General features: G+C 38.9%; 15 protein-coding genes and 1 other annotated feature. Of the genes, 13 read left to right on the top strand and 2 right to left on the bottom strand.

The features are described from left to right. Positions 1-36: 36 nt before the first annotated feature. Positions 37-1,806 (bottom strand): sensor histidine kinase, encoded by a 1,770-nt coding sequence (locus tag LC455_RS09360; protein ID WP_223590149.1) that lies wholly within the window; start codon positions 1,804-1,806, stop codon positions 37-39. 13 nt (positions 1,807-1,819) lie between these two features. Next, positions 1,820-2,557, bottom strand: coding sequence for a response regulator transcription factor (locus LC455_RS09355; RefSeq protein WP_223590147.1), 738 nt, complete (start codon positions 2,555-2,557; stop codon positions 1,820-1,822). 235 nt (positions 2,558-2,792) lie between these two features. On the opposite strand from LC455_RS09355, the gene LC455_RS09350 reads away from it, so the two are divergent. From LC455_RS09350 to LC455_RS09290, 13 genes are all read left to right on the top strand, one after another. Further along, the gene (locus tag LC455_RS09350; RefSeq protein ID WP_223590145.1) at positions 2,793-3,809 is read left to right on the top strand and encodes an ABC transporter ATP-binding protein; all 1,017 of its coding nucleotides are present in this window, start codon (positions 2,793-2,795) and stop codon (positions 3,807-3,809) included. Further along, a complete protein-coding gene (locus LC455_RS09345) occupies positions 3,806-4,798 on the top strand; it encodes an ABC transporter ATP-binding protein (RefSeq protein WP_223590144.1) in 993 nt (330 codons plus the stop codon). Before LC455_RS09350 ends, LC455_RS09345 begins: the two co-directional genes overlap by 4 nt. 30 nt (positions 4,799-4,828) lie before the next feature. Next, on the top strand, positions 4,829-5,779 hold the full coding sequence (locus LC455_RS09340; RefSeq protein ID WP_223590142.1) for an ABC transporter permease: 951 nt from the start codon (positions 4,829-4,831) through the stop codon (positions 5,777-5,779). Between the two features lie 17 nt (positions 5,780-5,796). Further along, entirely contained in the window at positions 5,797-6,714 is a 918-nt protein-coding gene (opp4C, locus tag LC455_RS09335; protein ID WP_223590141.1) for an oligopeptide ABC transporter permease, read from the top strand. Positions 6,715-6,762: 48 nt separating this feature from the next. After that, positions 6,763-8,397, top strand: a complete 1,635-nt coding sequence (locus LC455_RS09330; protein WP_223590139.1) for an ABC transporter substrate-binding protein — start codon at positions 6,763-6,765, stop codon at positions 8,395-8,397. A gap of 152 nt (positions 8,398-8,549) precedes the next feature. Further along, positions 8,550-10,145 (top strand): amidohydrolase, encoded by a 1,596-nt coding sequence (locus LC455_RS09325; protein ID WP_223590138.1) that lies wholly within the window; start codon positions 8,550-8,552, stop codon positions 10,143-10,145. Between the two features lie 165 nt (positions 10,146-10,310). Continuing rightward, positions 10,311-10,580, top strand: a binding site (T-box leader). An 83-nt stretch (positions 10,581-10,663) separates the two neighbouring features. Then, positions 10,664-11,929, top strand: a complete 1,266-nt coding sequence (gene ilvA, locus LC455_RS09320; RefSeq protein WP_223590137.1) for a threonine ammonia-lyase IlvA — start codon at positions 10,664-10,666, stop codon at positions 11,927-11,929. Positions 11,930-12,115: 186 nt separating this feature from the next. Further along, positions 12,116-13,735 carry a spore germination protein gene (locus LC455_RS09315; protein WP_223590902.1) on the top strand — a complete coding sequence of 540 codons (1,620 nt, stop codon included), beginning with the start codon at positions 12,116-12,118 and terminating at the stop codon, positions 13,733-13,735. Next, positions 13,683-14,792 carry a GerAB/ArcD/ProY family transporter gene (locus LC455_RS09310; protein ID WP_223590135.1) on the top strand — a complete coding sequence of 370 codons (1,110 nt, stop codon included), beginning with the start codon at positions 13,683-13,685 and terminating at the stop codon, positions 14,790-14,792. The genes LC455_RS09315 and LC455_RS09310 overlap by 53 nt, the downstream gene beginning before the upstream one ends. Then, positions 14,773-15,987: a Ger(x)C family spore germination protein gene (locus LC455_RS09305; RefSeq protein ID WP_223590133.1), complete on the top strand. Its 1,215-nt coding sequence runs from the start codon at positions 14,773-14,775 to the stop codon at positions 15,985-15,987. Before LC455_RS09310 ends, LC455_RS09305 begins: the two co-directional genes overlap by 20 nt. A 23-nt stretch (positions 15,988-16,010) precedes the next feature. After that, a complete protein-coding gene (locus LC455_RS09300) occupies positions 16,011-16,208 on the top strand; it encodes a CLC_0170 family protein (protein ID WP_223590132.1) in 198 nt (65 codons plus the stop codon). Positions 16,209-16,363: 155 nt separating this feature from the next. Then, positions 16,364-17,083 carry a YebC/PmpR family DNA-binding transcriptional regulator gene (locus tag LC455_RS09295; RefSeq protein WP_223590130.1) on the top strand — a complete coding sequence of 240 codons (720 nt, stop codon included), beginning with the start codon at positions 16,364-16,366 and terminating at the stop codon, positions 17,081-17,083. Positions 17,084-17,266: 183 nt separating this feature from the next. Beyond that, complete coding sequence (locus LC455_RS09290; RefSeq protein WP_263297737.1) at positions 17,267-17,551, top strand: GNAT family N-acetyltransferase; 285 nt, start codon at positions 17,267-17,269, stop codon at positions 17,549-17,551. The last annotated feature ends 127 nt before the right edge of the window (positions 17,552-17,678 follow it).

The raw sequence follows: 17,678 nt of genomic DNA, 5'->3' as shown, positions 1-17,678 counted from the left end.
TGCTCTTCGTCAGCTTCATTTTTATATATTCTAAATTTAATTGATTGGGATCTTCACATCCACTATCGTTCCCCATCCGAGCTTACTTCGAATGGTAATTCCGTATTTTTCTCCATAGGTTAATTGTAAACGCTTGTTCGTATTATAAAGACCGATATGATCAGAAGAGGAATAAGCTGACTTCAATTTTGAGCGAATATCCATTAATTTTTCCGCTCCAATTCCCGTACCATTGTCAATGACCGATACATTTAGGAATGATGCACTGCTTTTGATTCGCACTTTTATGGAAAGAATTCTTTCCAATCCCGCCATGCCATGCTCGAGCGAATTTTCAATAAGGGGCTGCAGAAGAAGTTTTACGACATAATATTTTTCAACACCCTCATCACATTCCCATACACATGTAAATTGATCTTTGTGCCTGATCTTTTGAATTTCCACATAACTTTTCGTATGTTTAATTTCATCCTTTAATACCACTAAATCATCATTTGCATCTAAAGAAAAACGAAGGATATTTGCCAAATGATCGATCATATCATTAATTTCATTTGGTCTCTTCGTAAGACTAATAACCTTCCAATTAATCGTTTCCAGTGTATTAAATAAAAAATGAGGATTTAATTGTGATTGATGCATAGATAATTCCAGTGCCTGCATTTTATACTTTCGTTCGGATAGAAGCACCTTCATATAGGATTGCTCCATAAAGTTTGTCACGATTTTATGAATAATAAAGCTGTGAACATCCGTTACCACGGTTGGTAAATGTGGGAGAGGTTCACCTTTTTCTGCTTTATTTAAAATGGTGATAATGGAACGGATGTCTGCGAAATTTCTTTTCGTTAAGAAATAAGCTGAAATTCCTCCAACTATGATAGACAGGATTAGTAGAATTATTGTAACCATAATCAATTGATACGGGAGTTTATAAAGAGAGCTCTTCGGAATGGATGAAAAAAACAACCAACTATATTTTTCAGATTCCAATTTAAAAACGATAGAAGCTTCGTTCTGAATTTTCAGGGTGTCGATTTCATTTTGTGTAGTAACCATTTTCTCGATCTCAGAAGAGGTTAAATGGACTGGATGGTTTTCAAAGAGAACCTGGTTAGTCATATCCATCACCAAAATATTTTGACCTGGCATTTTATATAAACTATTTAGATAATCTTTCAAATAAGTTGTGTTTACATTCAAGACAATGTAACCAAAATCGCCATTTGCAAGAGTAAAACTTCGATACACGGAAATGACTTCTATCTTTTTAGCTGGAAAATTTACTGGCTTTCGAACGATAGTTCTTTTCTTTGTCCATACTTTATCACTGCTTTTCTGTTTAATTAAACTCTCGTACCAAGAAGTGTCTTCAAAAGTATTAAGATCGACCACTCCGCCGGTTGTAGAGGTTAAAAATCGATTTTGGTCATTTTCTATGTAAATGTAAATGGAATCAACATAGGGATGTGCAATAGCAGGGGAATCAATCGTATTTTTGATGGATGCCAGCTTTACATAATCCTCTTGGTCAAGCCATTCTTTTTCAAGCATGTTTTGCAGATCAATAAATTCAACTGCACTAGCCGCAATCGTTAAATTGATCGAATTCAATTCATCAAAAATCATTTCCACATTCATTTGAATTTGATTGAGCAGGTTAAGATTTTCCTGATTAATTTTTTCCTTTAAATTGAAATGAATTAAGGGTATCGCAATTGATCCTAGAATGAAGATAGGAATGAGCATTGGAATAAGAAGCTTGATCAAATTTTTAATATAAAAAGAACGTTTAAGTGAGTCCATGTATTGTGGGTCCTTAATTTATGAGTCTATATTCTTTCGGACTAATACCGAAATATTTACGGAAAGCTCTGGTGAAATTCTTGGCGTTACTGTATCCGACCATTTCACTGACCTCATAAGCCTTATATTTCATCGTTTTTAATAAATTCGCTGCTTCTTCCATTTTTATTTGAAAGACAAAGTCAGAGAAATTTTCTTCTGTTTTTTGTTTAAAATATTTGCTTACATAATGGGGGTTCATAAAAACAATTTGTGCGGCATCTTCTAAGGTGGCGTTTTTATAATTGTTTTTTACATAATCTTTTATTTTTAGAATAATAGGGTCTTCATCTTTTACGTTTGTTGCAATATCCGTTAGGGGAGGGGAGGGATTTCTTAGATCTAGTTCTTTCTTGATTTGCGTAAACGCTTCTGTTAAATCCGAAAATTTAGTCGGTTTCAAAATATAATTCTTTACCCCATATTTAATGGCTGACTGAGCATAGTGAAATTCCTGATAACCGCTAAGAAAAATAGTCATTACAGGTGAATTCTGCTGGTGAATTTCTTTTATTACCTCAATGCCAGTCATGATTGGCATTTGTATGTCACAGAGTAATACATCAGTATTGCTCTCGGAAATCAACTCCAGTACCTCTTTACCATTTGATGCCTGTCCAATCACTTCGAAACCAATTTCTTCCCATGGGAAATAGTTTACTAATCCATGCCGGATTTCATATTCATCATCAGCAATCACCAAATTATACATTCCTACACCTCCTGTAAAATTATTCTAATATTCAAAATATACAATAGTTTTATTAGTTCAACAAGAGGAATCCTTTTTTTGCTTGTCAATTAATGATACGAAATGTCAATCCAAGTCCCTTTTTTTCATTTCTATACTTTGATTAAATAGTGTTAATCAAGTTTAACGGTAATGAAACAGCTTTTTAAAAGACTGAATATTTTTAATATTATATCTTTGGAAGAGTGGTGAGGAAATGCGGCCTTTGCTTGAAGTTGATCATGTGAAAATTGCCTTTGAGTCGGACAAGGAAGAAGTGATTTCGGTTGAAGAGGTTAGTTTTTCTGTCAAACCGGGTGAAACAATCGGGATTGTGGGTGAATCTGGTTGCGGCAAAAGTGTTACTTCATTGTCGATTATGGGTCTGCTCGGTAAAAACGGAAAAGTAAAAAATGGACATATAATTTTCTGTGATGAAGATCTGACACAGGTAACACAACAACGCCTAAGAGAAATCAGAGGGAATGAAATTTCTATGATTTTTCAGGAACCTATGACCTCCCTAAATCCTGTTTTCAGCATTGGCAATCAAATGATAGAGGGAATCAAGCTCCATCTGAAAATGAATAGTAAGGAAGCCAAGGAATATGCAATAGAAATGTTAAAAAAGGTTGGTATTCCAAGGGCAAAGGAAATCATGAAGGAGTATCCGTATGCGTTATCGGGAGGGATGAGGCAGAGAGTGATGATTGCCATGGCCCTGGCTTGTAAACCGAAGCTCCTTATCGCGGATGAACCAACTACGGCATTGGATGTAACGATCCAGGCACAAATTTTACTTTTGATGAAAAACTTGCAAAAGGATTCAGATACGGCCATTATGCTCATTACCCATGATCTTGGAGTTATTGCCGAGACGGCCGATCGAGTCATTGTGATGTATGCAGGACAGGTCGTTGAGGAGGCCGATGTATTCACGCTTTTTAAGGGACCGAAGCATCCTTATACACAAGGGTTAATGGCGTCCATACCTCATTTGGAATATGAAAATGAACAGCGGCTTGCGTCAATTCCTGGTTCGGTCCCAAGTTTGAAGAATATGCCGCAAGGTTGCAGATTTCATGCTAGATGTCCACATGCCACAAAGCGATGCCAGCAGGAACAGCCTGGACTTGAGCAAATTCAGGAAGGGCACAAAGTGAGATGCTGGTTAATCGAGGATGTTCAACCAAGTATGATTACTGGAATGCCAAAGGAGGCATTAGTCAAATGAACATCACGATGGAAAAGGGAACGAATCCTCTATTAAGAGTAGAAAAATTAAAAACCTATTATCCTATTAAAAAAGGGATCCTTTCTAGAACGGTTGGACATGTGAAAGCAGTGGATGGGGTGGATTTTTTCATTCAATCCGGTGAAACACTTGGATTGGTAGGGGAATCTGGCTGTGGTAAATCAACCATTGGGAAAACACTTGTAAGGCTTGAAAATGCATCCGAGGGTAAAGTGTTCTTTCAGGAGCAGGAAATTACGAAAGCAAATAGTGAAACGATGAAAAGTATTCGCAGGGACCTGCAAATTATTTTTCAAGATCCCTATTCTTCTTTAAATCCCAGGAAGCGAATCAAGGATCTATTAGAGGAACCGATGAAAATTCATCGAGTAGTGGAAAAAGAAAACCTCCATAAACGAGTGGATGAACTTCTTGAATTGGTCGGATTACCTAAAAGCTATAAAAGTCGTTATCCGCATGAATTTTCCGGCGGTCAAAGGCAGCGGATTGGAATTGCCAGAGCCTTATCTCTTAATCCAAAATTGATCATTTGTGATGAACCCGTTTCTGCTTTGGATGTTTCGATTCAGGCTCAAATACTAAACCTTTTAAAGGATTTGCAAAAGGAATTTAACCTGACCTATTTATTTATTGCCCATGGATTAGGTGCCGTGAAATACATCAGTGACCGAATTGCCGTCATGTATTTAGGGAAAATCGTTGAAGTAGCGAAAACGGAAGAAATTTTTCGCAATCCTAAGCATCCTTATACAAAGGCATTATTAAGCTCCTATCCTATTCCGAACCCTGAACTAAGATCGAAAGAAAGAATCATCATACCAGGCGATGTGCCAAGCCCAGCCAATCCGCCGAGCGGATGCAGCTTTCATACACGGTGCCCAATCGCAACAGCGATTTGCCGGGAGCAAAGTCCGGTTCTTAAAGGGAAGGAACATGGCGTTGCATGCTTTGCCATTAATGAAGCGTAAGAAGATACGTTTTAGAAGGAGGGGGCAAATTTGGTTCCATATATTATTCGCAGGCTATTAATTGCTATTCCAGTCTTATTTGGGGTAACGATTGTCAACTTTATCATTATTAATATGGCTCCCGGGAACCCGGTTGATATGTATGTTGACCCCAACACTTCACAGGAGCTTCTCAATTTACGGAAAGAACAATTAGGCTTGAATGACCCTTTATGGGTTCAATTTTTCCATTGGCTCGGTAATCTGGTGCAGGGCAATTTAGGCTACTCGTTTTCTACCTATGAACCTGTTTCGAAAGTGATCTTAGAAAGGATTGGCCCTACTTTTCAATTAACGTTTCTTGCCCTTATCGTAGGATTAATCATTGCGCTGCCAATCGGAATTATGAGTGCGGTAAAGCAATATAGCAAACTTGATTATTTGGCGACAGGCACTTCCTTTTTCGGGATATCCATCCCGCATTTTTTCCTTGGCTTAGGTCTTATTTATATTTTCGCCGTACAATTACAATGGCTTCCTGCAGGAGGAATGTCGACCCTCGGAAGTGAAGATGATTTCTTCGACAAGATCAAGCATCTCATCCTACCGGTTATGGTTCTTGCGGTCGGAATTGCCGGACAATACGTCCGCTATGTCAGGGCAAGTCTCCTAGAGGTACTGGGACAGGATTATTTGCGGACTGCCAGGGCTAAGGGATTAAAAGAAATCGTCATCACCAATAAACATGCTTTAAAAAATGCACTCATTCCGATTATCACAATTATCGGTCTTGAAATTCCTTTTTTACTAGGCGGGGCGGTTATTACAGAACAGGTCTTTCAGTGGCCGGGAATGGGACAGCTTACCATCCAATCCATCATGTCAAGGGATTATCCAACTCTGATGGCGCTCAATCTTTTAACAGCTTTTATGGTTTTATTTGCAAACCTATTTACGGACATTCTCTATTCGTTTGTGGATCCACGGATTAAATATAAGTAGGAGAGGAGGGATCGTTTATGCCGATACTGGAAACTGGTATCAAAAATGAAGTGGAAATACCACCCATTTCCAATAAAGAGCTTGGGAAGGAGGAAACACCTTTACAGCTTATCGTAAAACGCTTTATGAAGCATCGATTAGCGGTGGCAGGGAGTATTTTTATGCTTTTCATTATTCTCGTTGCTATTTTTGCTCCTTGGATTGCACCAAAGGAACCCTTTCAGGTTTATGATGAATTTTCAGCACCGCCGTCACCGGAGCACTGGTTAGGCACCGATCAAGTTGGACGGGATCTTTTTACCCGCTTAATCTATGCTTCCCGCGTATCGATGATAGTCGGTCTTGGTGCCGTTTTGATTTATAGTATCATAGGTACGATTGTCGGGGCGGTTTCAGGCTACTTTGGAGGATGGGTGGATATCGTGTTAATGCGCTTAACCGATGTCTTTATGTCATTCCCAAGCCTGATGTTAATCCTTGTAGTCGTCAGTATTTTGGGACCTAATTTGTTAAATATTATCTGGATATTGGGACTTCTAGGCTGGCCTTCCGTTGCCAGACTTGTCCGCGGCAGCGTCCTTTCGTTAAAGCATGTTGATTTTGTGAAATCTGGAGTGGTGCTTGGGTTAAGTACTCCAAGGATTTTATTTCAGCATATATTGCCGAATGCGATTGCACCTATTCTTGTCCAGGCTACCTTTGGAATTGCGGCAGCCATCATTGTTGAAGCTTCGCTTAGTTTTCTAGGTATGGGGGTACAGCCGCCGACAGCGAGCTGGGGAAATATGCTGACAGATGCCCAATCCTTAACGGTATTAACCTCGCAGCCATGGCTTTGGGTTCCACCAGGGGTTATGATTGTTCTTGTTGTTTTAGCCATCAATTTTATCGGAGACGGGCTGCGAGATGCACTTGATCCGAAAACATTGAAATAGTTTTGTAAAAAGCTAATCTAATATTTTATAAGGAAAAGAGGGACAGAGATGAGAAAAGGGAAGGTAAAGTTTTTAACCATTTTTTCCATTGCTTTGCTGCTATTATTAAGTGCATGTTCTGGTGCAAATGAAACATCGTCTTCAACAAAGGACAAAGGAAAGGGGAATACATCTGCAAGTTTGAGTGATACCATTGTTGTGGGTGTTTCAAACGCCATAGGTACACTTAATCCGATTAACGCGCGTGATTTAGGAGCTATGACTCTATCATCGATTTTATTCGACCCTTTCTTTGAACTAAACGAAAATATGGAATTCCAATTTAAGTTAGCAGAAAGCTTTGAAACAAAGGATAATCAAGCCTTTACAATTAAACTTAATTCAAAAGCAAATTGGACGGATGGGAAGCCTGTTACAACAGAGGATGTTAAATTCACCTTTGACACATTAGCAAATCCTGCTGTTCAAAGCGTTGGCCTAAAAACTCTTAATATCATTGAAGGTTTAGATGAAAATGGGCAGCTGCCAAAAGGGGAAAAAACGGTAAAAGGGATCGAAATCGTCGATGATAAAACATTTATCATTCATACAAAAAAACCGACTGACCCTAACTATATTAAAGGAAACTTAATTAATATCCGAACCATTCCAAGCCATATCCTAAAAGATAAAGATCCTGCCAAGCTTCATCAAGATCCATTTATGCTGAAGCCGACTGTATCAGATGGTGCTTATACACTTGTAAATTTCAAAGGGGAAACTCAAGTGGAATATAAGGCGAACCCTGAATATTACCGCGGGGCACCAAAGACCGAAAAGCTTTTCTTTAAAGTTGTGCCACAAGCCAATTTGACTGCACAGCTGCAAACGGGTGAAATTCATTTGAATTACCCATCCACTGGAGCTATTGCCATCCAAGATGTTGAAAAGGTGAAAAATATGGCTAATGTCGAGGCTGTAGACGGCAAGGGCTATGATTATCAAGAAATCTACATGAATACTAAAACGTTTACTGATCCGAAGATGCGTCAAGCTATTGCCTATGCGATTAACCGACCTCAAATTGTTGAGAAGCTGCTAAAAGGGAAAGCTGAGATCATTGATGGGCCGTATACAAAACTGCACCCTTATTTTGATAAAGATATTAAGAACTATGAATATGATCCCGAGAAAGCTAAGCAGCTTATTGAGGAATCAGGCTGGGATAAGAGTAAGCCAATTCGCGTCAATGTTCCAATTGGCAACCAGGTTCGTGAACAATCAGCTGTTATTATTGCTGAAAATTTAAAAGCAGTCGGCTTAAATGTTCAAATCCAAAAGTTTGATTTCCCTACACATATGCAAAAAGGAGCAAAACATGATTTTGATTTAATGTTCCTTGGAATACCTTATCAAGTGGATCCTGATGTAAGTGCCTTCTATGGAACAGGCGGACCTTATAACTTTGCGGGTTATAGTAATCCAGAGGTAGATGAATTGTTGAATAAAGGAAAATTAGAACCAAACCCTGAAAATCGCAGAGTCATTTACAATAAAGTTCAAGAAATTTTACATGAAGATCTGCCTACCATTTCACTTTATTCCGATTACCTGATGGGAGCCGTATCTAAAAAGGTAAAAGTAGGTTTACCAAAACAATTTGGTATGTTTTATAATGTTCAAGATTGGGTAGTACAAAAATAATAGCATTAAAAAGAGACTACTTCCCTAAATGAATGTGGTCTCTTTTTTAGTTTAACTATATTTTAAATGAAGTTGTCGAGTAATCTATCATCTTTGGTATTATATATAGAAGAAATAGTTCAAACAATTTTTAAGGCTAGGGGGAACGGTTTATGACAAAGTCAATTTTTACTAACGGAAAAATCTATACGCTTGATTCGAATTTGCCATTAGTAGAAGCAGTTGTGGCTGAGAATGGCAGAATTATTGATTTAGGAAACCATAGCGATATGGTGCTTCAATGGGGAAGAGACGATGCTGAAATTATTGATTTACAGGGCAGAACGGTTACTCCAGGTCTGATTGACAGCCATTTACATCTTTCAGGTGTTGCTTTTAATCTTTTAGACCTCAATTTAACAGGAGTGAAGTCCAAAAGCGAAATGCTTAGGAAGATTGAGGATCGGGCGGAAACCGTTCCTCCAGGGACCTGGCTTGTTGGTATGGGCTGGGATGAAAATCTTTTCACTGAGGGCACCATTCCGACCATCGCGGAGCTGGATTATGTTGCCCCGCATTGTCCCATTTACCTAAAGCGAATATGTACCCATGCATTTTTGGTGAATAGCAAAGCCTTAGAAATGAGCGGGTACCATCCTTCTGTTGAAGTGCCGGTTGGTGGAACCGTAGTCATAGATCCAGTTTCGAAAAAGCCGAATGGTCTTCTGTTGGAATCTGCTTCCAAGCTAGTGACGAAAAACATTCCAGATAAAAGTTATGAGGAATTAAAAAGTGGATTGCGAAATGCCATGAATTTTGCCATTTCGAAGGGGCTAACAAGTGTACATACCAATGACCCTGCTTATTTAGGCGGGCTTGATCAAACGTATCGATTGTATGATGAATTATTGAATCAGGAGCAAGTTGGTTTACGGAGCAATCTCCTCATTGATTATCCTTTTCTAAAACAATTGAAAGAAAGAGAAATGCATGCTGGTTTTGGTAATGAGAGGCTCCAAATAGGCGCTATCAAAATTTTTGCTGATGGGGCTTTCGGCCGGAGAACAGCGCTGCTTTCAGAGCCGTATCAGGATGATCCGAGCCAATTCGGAGATGCGATGCTATCCCAAGAAGCTTTATATGAAATTGTCAAAAAGGCTCGTGATTTCTCTATGCCTATTGCTGTTCATACCATTGGTGACCAAGCTTTGGAAAATGTTTTAGACATACTCGACCAATTTCCATCCGTGAGTTTTCGTGATCGCATCATTCACACCTCTCTGGTTCGCCCGGATTTAGTTCAGCGATTAGCTGACAGGAGTCGAATTGCAGACATCCAGCCAAGATTTGTCGTTGGGGACTATCCATGGGTACGAGAAAGAGTAGGGGAAGTAAGAGAGCAATATTTATATGCATGGAAAACGTTACTGAATGGAGGAGTTTTATGTGCCGGCGGATCTGATGCACCAGTAGAGCCTGTTGACCCTTTGCTTGGTATCCATGCAGCCGTAACCCGGAGAGCTCCAGGACAAACACATGAAGGCTGGAATGCGAATGAAAAGTTATCTATGTTGGAAGCAATTAAATTGTTTACAATAGGCGGAGCCTACGCCACCAATGAAGAACATATAAAAGGAACCATCTCACGCGGCAAACTGGCCGACATGACCGTCTATTCCAAAAACCTAATGACACTAGAAAACCCAGATGAGCTCCTCACAACTGAGATCGAAATGACCATCATAAACGGCGAAATAAAATACCAATAATGGTGTCATCAATGGTGTCAGGCACCATTCGTGGACATTTGTCCTCCCGTAGAGGACAGATGTCTTTTTTAAAATGTAAGCGCTTTATAAATTGTCTAAATATAAAAAATAGTCAAAAAATATTGACAGGTTTTTTTTTCGGTGGTAACCTAATAAAAAATTAATCTTAAATCAGTGACGAGAAGAGTAAGATTGCTCCTTGTTTCCTAGAGAGTCGACGTGTGGTGGGAGTCGATAGCAGGGACCTTCTGAAGATCATCTCCGAGATGTATAGCTGAACGGAATCAGTAAGCTATACCGGCAAATTCCGCCGTTATATTGGAATGCGTACAAGTACGAGAAGCTAAGAGTAAAGTGCTGTACGTCTATCGAGAGCCGCAACGAAAGATTTGCTGCGGAAGTAGGGTGGTAACGCGAGAACAACTCGTCCCTATCCATATGGGACGGGTTTTTTGTTGTGTATAAACCATCATCAGATGAGAAAAGATTGATGTTTGAATATGAGGAGGAACCGAGAAATGAGTCAACAAGTAGATAAAAAAACGCTGAATGTAGAGGATATCATCATTGCAAGTCACACGATTAGGGACGTGATTTCGCCAACTCCTCTGCAATTTAACCATTTATTATCTGAACGGTATGGCTGTAATGTATATTTAAAACGGGAAGACATGCAAAGTGTCCGTTCCTTTAAAATTCGCGGGGCCTATAATCGGATTAAAAAACTAAGCCCTGAAGAAATGCAAAACGGAATTATCTGTGCAAGTGCAGGCAACCATGCCCAAGGAGTGGCTTACTCTTGTCATCTATTAAAAATTAACGGCAAAATTTTCATGCCAACCACAACCCCTAAACAAAAGGTAAACTCAGTGAAATTCTGGGGCAGGGATAGTGTTGAAATTGTATTAGTTGGAGATACCTTTGATGATGCTTCTGAAAAGGCGCTGGAATGCAGCCGTGCTGAAAACCGAACCTTCATTCATCCTTTTGATGACTTTGACGTCATCGCGGGTCAAGGTACGGTGGCGGTTGAACTTCTTAATGATTGTCCAGAAAAAGTTGATTATCTATTCGGCGCAATCGGCGGCGGCGGGCTTATGGCCGGGGTAGGAACATATTTAAAGCACATCTCTCCTGAGACACATTTAATTGGTGTCGAGCCTGAAGGAGCACCTGGAATGAAGGAATCAATCGTAAAGGGTGAAGTAACTTCACTTGAAAAAATTGATCCATTTGTTGATGGTGCCGCGGTTAAAACAGTAGGAACCAAGACCTTCAATATTTGTAAAGAAATTGTTGATGATATCATCGTTGTTCCAGAAGGAAAGGTATGTACGACCCTATTAACTCTTTATAACGAAAATGCGATTGTCGTTGAGCCAACAGGAGCACTTTCCGTTGCGGCCTTAGATACATACGCAGATGAAATTAAAGGAAAAACGGTGGTTTGTATCGTCAGCGGCGGAAACAATGATATCGGAAGAATGCAGGAAATTAAAGAGCGTTCGAAGCTATTTGAAGGCCTGCAGCATTATTTTATTGTCCAGTTCCCGCAGCGGCCAGGTGCATTACGTGAATTCTTATTAGACGTCCTAGGTCCAAATGATGATATTAGCCATTTTGAATATACGAAAAAGAATAATCGTGAAACCGGCCCGGCTCTGGTTGGTATTGAGTTAAAGGATAAAGACGATTACTATCCATTAATTGATCGGATCAAAACAAAGGGATTCGTTTATCGGGAAGTCAACAAAGATAGTACCTTATTTCAAATGCTTGTATAGCGATAATCCTGCCAAAAAGTGGTTCAGTATAACCTGAACCACTTTTTTGTATGTAATCACACCAAAACAGCATGCCTTATTGGAATATTTATATTAAATTGGTAAAAGTTATAAAAGGGTGGTGGTGATGTGTCTTTATTTCGAAATACTAACAAAAGAAAATTAAGCACTATAAAAGCAAAACCTCTGGTCCCAAGTAAAGTAATAGAGGAGCACAGTGACGCACCAACTACGAGTTCGTTAAAAGAAACAGAGGAATTAATCAAAGAAATTTTAGGAGAAAATGATGATCTTGATATAAAGTATTTTAAAATTTTTGGTCAATATCATGCGGCAGTTTTCTATTTTCCTAATTTAGTTAATATGGAAATTATCAATATTGATATATTAAAGCCCTTAATGTATGTCCCCGAACATTTGTTAGGTAGAGAAAAGCCTCTCCTTCAATTAATTGATTTGATTCTTAATGAAGCTTTATATCATTGTCAAGCACGAATAGAATCTAATATTGAAAAATTAATTGAGGTTCTGTTGCGCGGTGAAACAGTAATTTGCATCGATGGTATTCAAGAAGCCATTCATATCGGAACAAGGAGCATTGAAAAGCGATCCATTGCCCAGCCGGAAACAGAACAAGTTATTTTGGGTCCTCGTGAAGGATTTATTGAAAATATAGCAACGAATATTGCCTTACTAAGATATCGACTCCCTACAGCAGATTTCCAAGTAAAAACAATGAATATAGGTCGGCTTACCAAATCAACTGTAGCGTATTGCTATTTAAAAGGTATTGCTAACGAGACAGTCATAAAGGAAGTTGAAAAAAGATTATCTGAAATTGATATTGATGCGATTATGGATGTTGGCTATTTAGAACAATTTATCGAGGATAATCCTTTTTCGCCATTTCCGCAAACGCAAAGTACTGAAAGGCCCGATAGGACAGTGGCGAATTTAATCGAAGGCAGGGTGGCTATTCTTGTGGATGGTTCACCCTTTGCCTTAATGGTTCCTGTTGTGTTTAACCAATTTTATCAAACAACGGAGGATTACTCTTCCAGGTTTTTGATGGGCAGCTTTGTCAGAATGGCAAGGATATTAGCTTTAGTTTTCTCATTAGTGTTTCCATCCCTTTATGTTTCCTTAATTTCTTTTAATCCGGAATTGCTGCCAACCGAATTTGCCGTTGCTGTGGCTGGCGGAAGAGCAGGAGTTCCTTTTCCAGCGGTTTTTGAAGTTTTGATAATTGAAGTTGCTATGGAAGTATTAAGGGAAGCTACAGTTCGTCTTCCTAAGCAAGTAGGCGGTGCATTATCAATTGTAGGTGTTTTAGTTATTGGGCAGGCGGCAGTTGAAGCGGGGTTATCCAGCCCGATTACCGTAGTCGTCATTGCCATAACTACCATTGGTTCGTTTGCAACTCCAGCATATTCAGCCGCCTTTGCCCTAAGAATGCTCAGGTTTCCAATTATGATTATGGCTGGAATTTTCGGTTTATACGGAGTTGTGATTGGAATTATCTTTATCTTTAATCATATGCTGTCGTTAAAATCTTTTGGTGTACCATATATGGCTCCTGTTTCCCCAGAGGATTATCAAGGCATAAAAGATGTAGTCTTTCGAAGTCCTTTATGGTGGATGCCAAAAAGACCGAATTTTCTCCACCCTGATAATCGGAATAGACTTAAAAAAAATAATAACACAGTCTTAAAACACAGTAAGATTGGCAATGATCAACGGGAGGGTTTGAATAATGGGGGATCCGAAAGAAATCACAACACTTCAAACATCGACAATCTTAATTAGTACCATTATTGGGGTAGGAGTTCTTCCACTGCCCTTATTTGCTGTGAGAGCTGGTGATACAGGTGCGCCACTTGTTACATTATCCGGTATAGCTTTGGCAGCTATTGGGTTATTTATAATCACTGTACTGGGAATGCGTCATCCAGAAAAAACCATCATCACATACAGCCAGGAAATATTAGGTAAATGGATGGGGAGATTTTGCAGTTTATTTGTTATTTTCTTTTTTTTAATTTTAACTGGACTTGCCTCGCGTGAATTTGGGGAAGTTGTGGTTTCTGCAGTCTTAAGAGAAACACCATTGGAGGTTACCGTCATAGTCATGCTTTTGCTTGCTTGTTTAAGCTGTAGAAACAACATTAACGTATTTTCCTATATTCACAATTTTTATGTTCCAATGATATTGGCACCTGCCATGATTGTAGTTGTTTTGTCATTAAAGAATGCCAATATCCTTTATTTACGTCCTCTTATTGGCACAAATTTTTATGATATGTTTACGGGCATGTTAACAATCTCTGCGCTTTTTCAAGGTACTTTCATCATCACGATGATTATTCCTTCAATGAAAACGCCTAATAAAGCGTTGAAGGCAAGCTTTTGGGGCATATCTATTTCTGGTGGTTTATACCTCTTATTGGTCATTGCGACAGTTGCTGTGTTTGGTCCTGAAGAGATCAAACAAATTTTCTGGCCTACATTGGAGTTGGCCAGAACAACCACAGTGCCAGGCAATATTTTGCAGAGGCTGGATGTCATTTTTCTAGCGGTATGGGTAACTGCCGTTTTCACGACACTTTTTTCGAGTTATTTCTTTACCATTCATTCCATCAAGGAAATATGTCATCTTAAGGATCATAAAATGCTGAGTTACTTTATTCTCCCCTTTGTTTTTATTTTGGCCATGGTTCCCAAAGACATATTACAATTGTATGAGGTTATCCAATACGTAGGCAGAGCAGGCTTATTGATCACTATTTTTTATCCTGGCTTGTTATTATTGATAGATTTCATAAAGGGCTGGAGGAGGAAGAAAAGTGTTTCACAACAATTGTAAGCTTCAGCTGATTATTCTTTTTTTCCTTCTTTTCCCTTTACTATCAGGGTGCTGGGACAGTCAAGAAATTGAGCAGCGCGCAACTGTATTGGCGATAGGTATTGACGTTGTTGATTCGAAGGCGCCAAAAGAAGATGAAATTTCCCATTTAAAGAATCAATTTCCAATTCCAAGCGAACAAATGATTAAATTAACTGCACAAATTGCCATCCCTGGCCGGATACCATTAGGTCCAGTACAAACAGGCGGTGCTGAAAAGCCCGTATTAGTCATGGAAGTGGTTGGTCATACATTAGATGATGCTATTCTTAATCTTCAGCAAGATTTAGCGGATAAATTATTTCTTGGACATTTACGGATAATCGTTTTAAATGAAAAGGTTGCGAAAAGAGGCACACAGCGGTTTAATGATTTCCTTAAGCGCAATCCAGAAATACGTAGAACGGCTTCGCTAGTGGTTTCAAAAGAACCAGCAGCCAAATATATGAAATTGTCTCCAGAACTTGAACGCGTTCCATCACTTTATTTGGCTGACATGGTTGATAATCTTACAGCTCTTGGAAAATTCCCCCCAAGTTTTATTGGACTATTTTGGGCCATTCTTTCAAGTAAAGGTCAGGATCCAATCCTACCTTACTTAGCACTCAAAAAAGGATCAAATATTCAATTAAACGGCTTCGCATATTTTCATGGCGATCGCATGGTCGGCAAGACAAGCCCTTCGGAAATAGGAGTTTATATGTCTATCATTGGAATAAAAAAAGGCGGGTATGGAGCTTTTACAAAAATACCAGGAAAGGAAGAAATGGTATTGGTAAGGGCTGTTTCCAGAAATACCAAAATTAAGGTTAGAATAAAAGACGGCAACCCCCATGTTGATATTAAGGTTAGATACGAGAGCGAAATTGATGAAAAGTATAGTCCAACCATTTCCTTATTAAAATCTAAGATGATTAGAGATATCGATAAGCAGGCATCAAAAGACACCGCTAAATCCATCCGGGATTTAATTAAAAAAACACAAAAAACTAAATCAGATATCTTTGGTTTTGGGGAGCATTTTCGAGCAAAACTACCGAGTTATTGGAATAGAAAAATTAAAACAAAAGAAAATTGGGATAGGTTTTATAAAGATTTAACCTTTGATGTTCATGTAGAAACAAACATTCATCGAGTTGGTATGAAAGCAAAATAGGCAGAGAGAAAGGAAGTTGAATTTTGAATATTGGTTACTTAGGATATGTGGTCACTTTACTTTACGTCGCAGGCGCTTTAATTCTGTTGACGGATGTTAAAGCATATAAGAATGCAAATCTAGAAAAAGAACAAAAAGCATCGAAGGTTTTAGGCTGGATAAACATCTCTCTTGGGTTTACCTTAATGAGTGTCAATTGGGTGTACAATATTTTTCTATGATTTGTATAGGCAACCCTTTATTTTTTTAAATATTTATCACTTAACAAATGGCCTATTTACTGTATAATAATATCTGTGCAAGTGGAGCATGTATAATTTATTGATTTATAGGCAATAGAATAGGCATTGAATCAAGAAGAAAGAGAGTGTTCAAAATGGGTCGTAAATGGAACAATATTAAAGAAAAGAAAGCATCAAAGGACGCAAATACGAGTCGTATTTATGCAAAGTTTGGTGTTGAAATTTATGTAGCAGCAAAACAAGGTGAACCAAATCCAGAATCCAATCAAGCTTTACGATTTGTCCTTGAACGTGCCAAAACATACAATGTACCAAAACATATTATTGACCGTGCGATTGATAAAGCAAAAGGCGGTTCAGAAGAGAGCTATACCGAACTTCGTTATGAAGGCTTTGGTCCAAACGGTTCCATGGTGATCGTCGATGCATTAACAAATAACGTAAATCGTACCGCTTCAGACGTTCGTGCGGCATTCGGTAAAAACGGCGGAAACATGGGTGTCAGCGGTTCTGTAGCCTATATGTTTGATGCTACTGCTGTTATTGGTGTGGAAGGTAAGACAGAAGAAGAAGTACTTGAGCTATTAATGGAAGCTGATTTAGATGTGCGCGACATCATCGAAGAAGAGGATCAAGTCATCGTATATGCTGAGCCTGAACAGTTCCATGCGGTTCAAGAAGCATTCAGAAGTGCGGGAATCACTGATTTTACGGTTGCAGAATTAACTATGCTTGCGCAAAACGACGTTACCCTGCCAGAGGACGGACAAGCAAAATTTGAAAAAATGATCGATGCTTTAGAAGATTTAGATGATGTGCAGCAAGTGTATCATAATGTTGATTTAGATGAATAAGCTTTAATTGCAGACCCTATTGATGGGTCTGTTTTTTATTTCTGGTATATTCCTCCTCTTATGAAACTGGATTTTGTTACTCGCTGGTGCCCATGAGTAGGAAAAATCGAAGAAGTCGGGCACTCTGTGTGGTTCTGGTAGAATAGGTGAAAAGGGATTAAAGAACGCTGCTGGATTGCGGAAATGAACGGAGAAGTGGTTGGATCCGTTTTTGTCGTAGATGGTGGCAATTTGGATGGTGGCAATTCTATCTCCAAACTAAGGTTGCTTTTAGTAGACCCTGAGGCCAGAGAGTTGGGTCTCGGTACCCGGCTTGTAAAGGAATGTATTCAATTTTCTAAGCAAGTTGGCTATAAAAAAATGGTTTTATGGACCAATAGTATTTTAATCGAGGCTAGACATATCTATCAGACGCAGGGTTTTAAACTGGTCGCTGAAGAGAATCATCACATTTTGGGTCATGATTAGTCGGTGAAACTTGGGAGCTAGAATTGTAGAGAAAAACCTTAGTTTTCTAAGGGCTTTTCTTTTTTTATGGAATCCTTTCGAACCTCCAAAACTTATGACGTATTTTTTGCAATTTACGACCTATATT

Source organism: Neobacillus bataviensis, from assembly GCF_019969725.1.
This window is presented reverse-complemented; position numbering and strand designations above follow the sequence as displayed.